Source organism: Bartonella tribocorum, from assembly GCF_002777915.1.
Lineage (GTDB): Bacteria > Pseudomonadota > Alphaproteobacteria > Rhizobiales > Rhizobiaceae > Bartonella > Bartonella tribocorum_A.
In genome coordinates this window covers 1-8,493 of sequence record NZ_NJGE01000042.1, presented here as the reverse complement: position 1 = coordinate 8,493, position 8,493 = coordinate 1, and the positions used below count along the sequence as shown (strand labels likewise).

At 46.1% G+C, this 8,493-nt stretch carries 10 protein-coding genes and 2 pseudogenes; 1 reads left to right on the top strand and 11 read right to left on the bottom strand.

The window, feature by feature from the left end; genetic code table 11:
* The 10 genes and pseudogenes from CER18_RS09325 to CER18_RS09285 all read right to left on the bottom strand — a co-directional run.
* Window positions 1–902 (bottom strand): phage late control D family protein (locus CER18_RS09325; protein ID WP_100129702.1); only part of this gene is annotated, 902 nt, incomplete at its 3' end.
* On the bottom strand, window positions 902–1,156 hold the full coding sequence (locus CER18_RS09320) for a tail protein X (protein WP_100129700.1): 255 nt from the start codon (window positions 1,154–1,156) through the stop codon (window positions 902–904). The genes CER18_RS09325 and CER18_RS09320, both read right to left, overlap by 1 nt.
* Window positions 1,153–1,638, bottom strand: a complete 486-nt coding sequence (locus CER18_RS09315; RefSeq protein WP_100129699.1) for a phage tail protein — start codon at window positions 1,636–1,638, stop codon at window positions 1,153–1,155. The genes CER18_RS09320 and CER18_RS09315 overlap by 4 nt, the downstream gene beginning before the upstream one ends.
* A gap of 139 nt (window positions 1,639–1,777) precedes the next feature.
* Window positions 1,778–3,091 (bottom strand): phage tail tape measure protein, encoded by a 1,314-nt coding sequence (locus CER18_RS09310; RefSeq protein WP_245410098.1) that lies wholly within the window; start codon window positions 3,089–3,091, stop codon window positions 1,778–1,780.
* Between the two features lie 45 nt (window positions 3,092–3,136).
* A pseudogene (locus tag CER18_RS09305) lies at window positions 3,137–5,124 on the bottom strand (transposase domain-containing protein).
* Window positions 5,121–5,579: a hypothetical protein gene (locus CER18_RS09300; RefSeq protein WP_100129698.1), complete on the bottom strand. Its 459-nt coding sequence runs from the start codon at window positions 5,577–5,579 to the stop codon at window positions 5,121–5,123. Before CER18_RS09300 ends, CER18_RS09305 begins: the two are co-directional and overlap by 4 nt.
* A pseudogene (locus tag CER18_RS09295) lies at window positions 5,576–6,464 on the bottom strand (ParB/RepB/Spo0J family partition protein). Before CER18_RS09295 ends, CER18_RS09300 begins: the two are co-directional and overlap by 4 nt.
* Window positions 6,464–6,862, bottom strand: coding sequence for a hypothetical protein (locus tag CER18_RS09290; RefSeq protein ID WP_100129697.1), 399 nt, complete (start codon window positions 6,860–6,862; stop codon window positions 6,464–6,466). Before CER18_RS09290 ends, CER18_RS09295 begins: the two are co-directional and overlap by 1 nt.
* Window positions 6,846–6,983, bottom strand: a complete 138-nt coding sequence (locus CER18_RS10135) for a hypothetical protein (protein WP_180299426.1) — start codon at window positions 6,981–6,983, stop codon at window positions 6,846–6,848. The genes CER18_RS09290 and CER18_RS10135 overlap by 17 nt, the downstream gene beginning before the upstream one ends.
* 73 nt (window positions 6,984–7,056) lie before the next feature.
* Window positions 7,057–7,350 carry a helix-turn-helix domain-containing protein gene (locus CER18_RS09285; RefSeq protein WP_100129696.1) on the bottom strand — a complete coding sequence of 98 codons (294 nt, stop codon included), beginning with the start codon at window positions 7,348–7,350 and terminating at the stop codon, window positions 7,057–7,059.
* Between the two features lie 152 nt (window positions 7,351–7,502).
* On the opposite strand from CER18_RS09285, the gene CER18_RS09280 reads away from it, so the two are divergent.
* The gene (locus CER18_RS09280) at window positions 7,503–8,033 is read left to right on the top strand and encodes a helix-turn-helix domain-containing protein (protein WP_100129695.1); all 531 of its coding nucleotides are present in this window, start codon (window positions 7,503–7,505) and stop codon (window positions 8,031–8,033) included.
* Between the two features lie 77 nt (window positions 8,034–8,110).
* On the opposite strand, the gene CER18_RS10325 is transcribed toward CER18_RS09280, so the two are convergent.
* Window positions 8,111–8,275, bottom strand: coding sequence for a hypothetical protein (locus tag CER18_RS10325; protein ID WP_210199641.1), 165 nt, complete (start codon window positions 8,273–8,275; stop codon window positions 8,111–8,113).
* Between the last annotated feature and the right edge of the window lie 218 nt (window positions 8,276–8,493).

The following is an 8,493-nucleotide window of genomic DNA, read 5'->3' as shown; positions in this document are numbered from 1 at the left end:
ACGGTAGCGGCTTTCCATTCTCCATTGATTTGCCCACGGAACCCTTGAAGGATGAGAGGTTGATCCGCCATGATTTCGGGGTGTCCTGCAAGAGTTAAGGAGCCACTGCCTACAGCACGACAAAGCCTATCCGACTCGGAGGCAGCCGCCGCTTGTGCTTCTTCTTGACATGGATAACAACTGCGCAGACGGCGTACAGGACCGCTAAAACCTGTTTGATGCTTGACTTGGCATTGTTGCCCTGTTGAGCGATCAAAATAAGAAGCTTCAATGGTGCCGTATTGGGTGCGCGGCTCTAGGGTGAATTCCCAGCTTGAACAGTCATGCTTATGGAGGGTAAGGGATGGTAAATTATCCCCGCTTAAAAATAAAAACTTATGATCTTTAATTAAAAAACGCGCCCGCATGCGGTCCGCAAGGCGGGTTAAAAAATCAACCGCCGATTGATCGGTGCGCACCACATAAGGCAAGGTTTGTTTGGTAAATTGGGGACTGACCTTTGCTTGATAGCCATGACGTTTGGCAAGTGTCTCAACAATCTCAGCAATGGTTTTATGGTCAAAATGTTCACTCGCCTGTTCTTTAAGTTCTTTACGCATCGAAGCACTTTTGCCACAAAGGCGCAAAATCTCTCCATCACTGCCCCCAATACTTACCACCGACTCAACAACAAAACGCCCCATAAAGGCTCGGATGCTGTTTTGATAGCCAAAGGTAACCTGGAGTGCGCTGTTACTGGAGGGAATCTCTAAATCATTGCCACGATCATCAAACTCTGCTTCAAATGTATCGGCTTCATTGCCCGCATGATCGGTAATGGTTGCCGTTAAAAGACGCTGGTAAAAAACCTCATGGACAAGTTTCTCCCCCACCCTCACCTCAATAAAGGGATGTGTGCGCATTAATCCCATAGCCTTTTCACCACGCTGTTCTTTTCACGGGATACAAATTCAGGCAGAATGACCTTTAAGCCCCGCGGCAATAGGGCACCATATCTCGCAATACCTGGATTGGCTTGCAAAGTGGCCTCACAATAACCTCTGATCGCTCCAACTTGTGAACGATCTCCTAATACAGCCATAGCATGTTGAAAGCAGATCAGATCAAGACTCATATCCTCTAGCTCTACCACAAGGTGCTTTTCTGGTATCTTCATGGCGTTTGTTCCCCTTGGGAATATTGATCATATCCCTCTTGGTATTGTCCCACCTGATATTGACCTTGCGGTTTTCCGCCATCAAAAAACGGTAACAAGCGAATGGCATAGCGAATGCGCCCCGATTGACCAGAACGACTAATATAATCGTGATCTTTCGTAACACTGGTGATCACCACAGATCCATGGAGAATGGCACTATAGCCGTTGTCACTCATCCAACGGATCATCTGAACGGGCTTGGCGGCACGAATGGTTCTGGTGATGGCATCAAGAGCGACACGATCCCCAAACTCTTCTGGAAACAATACCCCGTGGATGGTTTTGGGATCATTGCCATAGCCAGTAAATTGCAAACCGGGCGCCTCTCCAAAACGCTCTAGACAAACCCAGGAGGCAGAAAACTCTTCCTCAAAGGATTGGAAATTCAGCCAATCCACATAAAAGAGATGTGGACCTAACATCAGCAAAGGATCTCTCATAGACGCCCTCCCCTTGATTGTATCCCTTCCAACACGTCATCTCTTTCGAAATGTATCATTGCATCTCTCCTATCATTGCGCCCTCCCCTCATTGTGTTCTTTCCAGCACGCTGTCTTTTCCCTTATTCTGTCGTCCTTATCATTCTGTCCCGCCATGCAGGGCATTGGCGCGTGCCCGTTGCAGAGCATGAGCAACCGCACGACCAGTGGCCATGGGTTCACGCGCCCCATTGACATGCACTGTGACATTTTGATTGTGGGTGATGGGGGAACGGTCTTTGTCTCTTTGTTCTCTGGCAGATGAATTGACAGGAGAAGCCCCCGCAAATTGTGCTATGGGTTGGATGGGCGTTTTGCCCCCCAAAAAACTTGGCAAAAAATCTCTAACTTCAATGGAACCAATCCACCCCTTAATGCGGTGAGGTAAAGATTTACAATAATCCATCAATTGTGAGATAGACGACATAAAACCATCGACAATCGAATTAGCCAGATCTTCGCCCGCTTGTTCCATACCAGCCTTGGCACTCTCTGTGAGCTTTTCTTGTGTAAAAAAACTTTTCAACCACCCCCAAAAGTTGGAAAAGCTTTGTTTAACRCCCTCCCACAAATTGCCAAACCACTCGMCAACAGAGGAAAGTCCTTGTTTGAACTTTTGCCAATGGGAAGAGAAATCAAAAGCAGCAGCAATGATGTTTTTCCATTTGGTGATGGTGGTGGTATCAGCACCAAAAAAACGCATGACGGCTTCAAAGACACGCCCCCAAGCYTGTATGATCCCCCGTGCAAAGCCTTTGACAAAAGAAGAAAAACGATCCCAATATTTCCACAAAGCAAAACCAGCAGCCAATATGACAGCCACAACAGCAGCAATGASMGCCCCGATCGGGGTAAAAATCCCCCCCACAACAGARGAAARAGCTGCCCCAACCACTCGGATGACTGTCCCCATAAAGCCAAACCCATTTGTAAAATTACCAACAGTTTCCATGAGACTGTTGAGAGGAGGCAGGAGCACTTCACCAATGGTGATCCCTAAAGCCACAATACGGTTTTGCAACAGTTCAAATTGCCGCATGGCACCGGTTGCTTGTTTGTCGGCTTCTTGCTCTACCGAACCTTTAAAGACTTGAGGATCTTTCACATAATCTAAAGCTTGCCCTAACAATTGGGGGTTCCCCACCAATTTGGCAAAATCACCGGTAAAATCGCGCCCCACAATGGCAATCAGAGAGCGCATCCCTTGTTCAGATTTGCCCAACACATTAAAAAAGCGCACCAAAGTACCGGTAGCATCTTTCTCCAGATCTTCCATAAATTTTTCGCGGGAAAGACCGATATTGGTAAAGGCATCTGAAGATTTGCCTAAAAATTTGCCTAAAAATTTGATTGTATTGATTAAGACTGTGAAATGGATAAGATTCCTCCCCCCTTTCTTTAATGAACACTTCAAGCCGTACGCCATACAAAATCGGCTTCCTTTCCCCCCTTTCCTTTCCTATCGTTTAGGAAACTTGATCACTTCACGCCCCTCATCAGAGGCGGAAAGCCGTCTTAAAGCTTTGTGCAAATGTTGACTAAATTCTTGGGGTTCCAAAGCTTCTTCATCCCCTAAATCTTCACAACTATTGGCTTTCAAAGCTAAATTCCCCGCATGGTTTGGCATCAAGCGGCTAACCTTTGGCTTAACAACAAACTTGGATTTTGAACCATCATCTTTTCCTTCAAGGCGCCCATAAACATCAGCCAAGTGATCAGGCGCAAGCTTTGCTGCCAACTGTTTTTCGGCTTTAACTGCCTTCACATATTCTTTACGCAAACGCCCATTCAAACGCGCTGCCTGCTGGTCATAAAAGCCAACATCCGCAAGACATTCTGCCATGCAAAGCAACCGATTATGCAAATCATAAACCCGCAAATCTTGGTGCAAATAATCCGGATCAAAGCGTACAATCACCTTCTTCCCCGCATACTCATTCAACGCCCGCGCCCAATAACGGTTGCCATAAAAATGAATTTCCCCCGTCCCCTTTTGTGTCCGCAATGCCTCTGAGGTCAAAAGCCATAAAGCACGTTATGCTGCCGTTGCCTGCCGAATAATCGTCCCCTCTGCTTGCAAACTTTCTGCAAAAGTCTCATCAAAACTGCGCCCCGCACATGTCAGCGCCTTGCGCCCTGCTTGTGCATTATGCGCCACAATCTGCGCACCAACATGGGCTTTAAACGCTTCAAATCCTATCGCGCGCTTGCCATAATCTTCARGCTTGGCATCCGGTTTATTACCCGTATAAGCTCCCGCACAAAAAGGATGCTTCGAAATCGCCTCTGCCAAATCACGCCATGCCCGCTCAATCGGTTTCGACTGTCCACTATAAGGCGTCGTCCATTGCAATTGCACACCCAAACTCGTCAAAAGCCCCTGTGGATCATCCGGCTTAATCTTAAAGCGAAAGCGGTTTTGCACACCCCCAGAAATCCATTTGCTGGTAAAAGCACGCCCATTATCCAAGGTCATACGCTCCGGTATACCATAAGCCTCCACCATGTCCCCAATCACCAAACGTACGATTTCCCAAGTCTCCGCATCCGATAGGCGCCATGATAAAATCTTGCCTGAATAAAGATCTTGTATCGCTATCAGATAAAGCCGCACAGGCTTTGAGCTCCAAGGCACACGCACAAAAACATCCAGCTTATGCCCGTCCATATTCACCGCTTGCAAAGCATGCAAGCTCGAGCGATCACGCCGTTGTGCCGGATAAAGCTTCTTGGCCTTCTCCTCACCCTCACGCGCCAACACCACAACCGCTTTGGAAACTTGCGCTTTAAAACGCCGCCGTAACGCCCGCTCTGAAGGAATGGGCTCCCCCCCCTCTCACGCGCAGCCCCAACCATGCGCCGATAACAAGCCGAAAAAGCAGGGCGGGACGAACGCAAATAATCCGAACACAAAACCTCCCATGCCTCCTCATGACACTCAGCCCATTGCGAAAAACGCTCCTCACCATAACAAGGCGCTAAAGCTGCCAACCAATCAGTGCGCTCATACCCTTCCACCATCTGCCGCCAATGAAAAAGCGACATCCGGCTCACACCAAACTGAACCGCGCACAAACTTGCCGCATCATGCACACCCATACCGGCTTGAAGTAAATCATCCATAGAACAAAGCGCCTTCAAACGCTCTTCACAACGCTTTTTATGCGCCTTGGAAAGCCCTTCATAACGCACCCAAACACTTGTCTTTTGATCACTTTCTTTTACACACCCACCACCAGAGCGCACCAACAATGCCGCCCGCGCCACTTCCGGTAATAAGGAAATGTGATACTCCCAAACAGGCTTCGTTTTGCCTAATGTTTGACGAAACAACTGTGTATTTAAACGCCATTTCTTTAGTGCGAGATTATTGAGACCGATTTTTGTTTTCGGCAATCCTGGCAAAGCCGCCTCAGCCAATTCAGCAATACAAAACCATTCCTTCATGGCTGCCCCCGTTTAATTTGCACCGGCGTTGCACGCATGGCTTTCAAGCGCGCCGCAATCTCCCGCTGTTCCTGCTGGAGGCGCGCAATCTCTGCTAAACGCGCCTCATCTCCTTGCAACAGCAACAATCCATCTTCACTCACAACCTCATCCCAAAGCCAATAGGCTTCTGTCGCCCGCACAAAGGCTTTAAAACGTGGTAGCGAAATATCAACCTGCTTACTTTCTGCAACATAAGCATCCAAGCTTGCCTTACTCAAACACCCAATGCCTAAATAATGCGCCATGCGCTCTGCAATCTCACTGCGCTCATGCCGGCATTCTCTCAAAGCCCGCGCCATAGCGCGCTTTATACGAGAGCGAAACCGCTCTAAATCAATCTGTGCAACAGGTTCGCGACAAGGAAAAACCGGACGTTGAAAAAAATCAAGTTGATGGGAACCACGCATCTTCATGCCTGCTCCTCCCCTGATTGCTTGTTCAAATAATCATAAAACCGCGCCCGTGTCTGCGCATCTGCTCTCTGCCACACCCCTAACAATTGGGCAAAAATCCGTTCTTGTTCATTAACTTGCGGCAGCGTATTAACCCCGTTGACCAAATCAACAGCCCGCCGTAAATCCCCCTCAACCTGTTGCAAAGCAATCGCCACCCGCCGTTGCGAAACCGGCTCCATCTTGGCAAGCTTTAATAACTGCGCTTGATTATCCGCCAATGCCGTCCCCCGCAAAACAGACCGCAACTGCGGCTGTAAATACTTGGAAATGCGATTGAGACGTTTTACTGATTTTGAGGACAAACCAATACGGTCCGCTACATGTTTAGAAAAGCACAAAGTTATCCCTTTGGCGCCACTTTCTTCACTCGTATAAAAAATAGGATCAACTTGATCCAATTTTTCTAAATGTCCATCACCGCCGATCAAAGGGACAACTTGTCCCTTTGATTTTTTATTCCGACCAATCTTAATTTCCCCATACTTCTTTTCCCATAATTCACGGTAGGTCTGGACAAACAAAGCACGATCAATCACTGACAATTCATTACGAAAAAGGTTTTCCGCAACCTCTAAAAGCGCAGCATTGTCCTTATCCGCTTGCACCACAACCGCATCAATTTTACTATAACCTAAAAGCTCCGCAGCCCTCAGCCGATGCGCACCAGCAATCAGCGTGTAATTGCCTTCCTTAGCATTGGGGGTATGGCGCACCGTAATCGGATTCATCAACCCCTCTCGTGCCATCGATTGTGCAAGCGCCTTGGCATGCTCATCATCTACAGGGCCGTATACGTTCGGGAACAACAATCAAATCTAAAGCAATCTCTTGAAACTGTGCCATCACGCCGCCGCCTTTCTGATCTCTTTAAAGAACAAATCCATCGCACGCCCCGCCCATCTTCGATAGGCTTTAGCAAAAACTGGTTCTTCCAAACGCCGATTAATCACTTGCAAAGCAAGAAAGATAGCAGTCTGCTGCCGTACTTGCATGGCAACAATACGCCGCCGCGGTACCTCAAACTGATAATGCAAAATATGAATAACAATCTGTCGTGCTAACGCCGCATCAAATAAGCCATGCGGTGGGTCAATAATATACCGGATCGGCAGATGCTTAAATCCACTACTCACTGCTTTTAAAGAACAGGAAAGCATCACCTGTAAACGTTCAGCTTCTGAATAAGAATTAACGATATCGCTTCTGGCATCTTGCGTCCATAAATTATAAACAGCAACCATAACCACCCCCGATAAAGCTAATCTGATCACCACCTATGGAAAACAAAGCCACAAAAATAGCTGCTCCATGATGCAACGCTATGCAATTTATCTGGCCTATTTCGTATTGATCTTTAGACATTGATAAACCTTTTCATCTTATGGTAATTAAACTCATGGCAAATGCGTATGACACACGCAAAGCCAACACAGTTTTAAGCAGCATTACCACGCAATGCGGACTGTGTACGCGAATCTGTGTTGGCATGTTTTGCGGCTTTAAAAATGCGACGACGACTTTTGGGGTAGCGGTCACAAAAAATCTGCTCAACGGGCAAGCCAATAAAATCGGCAATAGCACGTTCGGCTTTCTCGTTAGACCGTGTCCAAATGTGTTGAACACTGGATGAGGAGAGTTGATAAGCTTTCGCGAGCTCCGCCAAGGTCATATTCCGGCGGCGTAGCTCGGCTAAAATACTATGGCGATCCCATTTTTGGGTGGTTGTCATAACTTTCGCTCCTGCTTTAAACGGATGCTCAAACCATCCGTTTTTTGTGGGGTTAAATGTACAATAAACGCCCTCAATAGCGGGCGGTAATATGAGATATAATTCGCTTTTGTGAATTAGTCAACCTAAATGTGGATTAGGAGTAATTTTTTTTGGGACGGCCTAAAAAAGAACCTAAAACAGAACTCGCAAAACGATTACGTGAAGTCCGGCTTGCTCTTGGTTTTTGGGAACGCAAACAGTTTGCTGATCATCTTGCAGTACCTGAAAGTACTATGAGTAACTACGAAACTGGCTTGCGCGAACCACCTGTATCTATGTTGGTAATTTACAAAAATATTTGTGGTGTCTCTGTGGAATGGCTAGCTACAGGTGAAGGTGAAATGTTTACAGACGTAGCAAAGGCGAAAGCTGCGGATTTTAAAGCACCTACCATTCCTACTGGACTCATGAAAAAACTCGGTCGCATAGCTTATACAACTTATCGCGATGCAAATATAAAACTCCCCCCTGAAGATATAGCGGAATTAGCAGCAGAGCTTTATAAAAAGTTACAAGAGCTTGTTCAAAACATCAACGACACAGAAGAAGTCGAAGCAACTTTTCCTCTTCTTAAGATTCATTTAAAGCGTCAAATCGAAGCTGAAAGTGCACATCTAGTAACTACACAAGATACGGCTTAATGCCCCTCTAAAATGAAAAATACAGGCGCGTTTCTTTTTACATTAAAAAATTATAATAATGCATTGTTTTTTAATAATTATATCCCATAAAAATAGAAACGCGCCATATGGCGCATATCTTTTTTGCTTTTTGGGTCATTTTTGGTTGATTTTGGAGTCGATTGAACTTTTGGATTGATTTTTTTCAAAGGGTCTTCAAAGGCGGTTTTCTGGGCTTTCACAGACTCTTTAAAAATCTTCAAAGGACTTTCAAAGGACTTTCAAAGGCTTTTCTCATTTTTACAATGAAAACGCACTTTTTTCTGATTTTTGGTAATTTTCGCAATTTTAGGTGTCAAAATCTATTTTGACAAAACGCGCATTTAATGCTAAATTTTATGCATAAAAACAACAAATTATCACATATTCCTAACTAATCCCACCTCTTCCCACTTAATCCAAAACCTAATGTCAAACTACA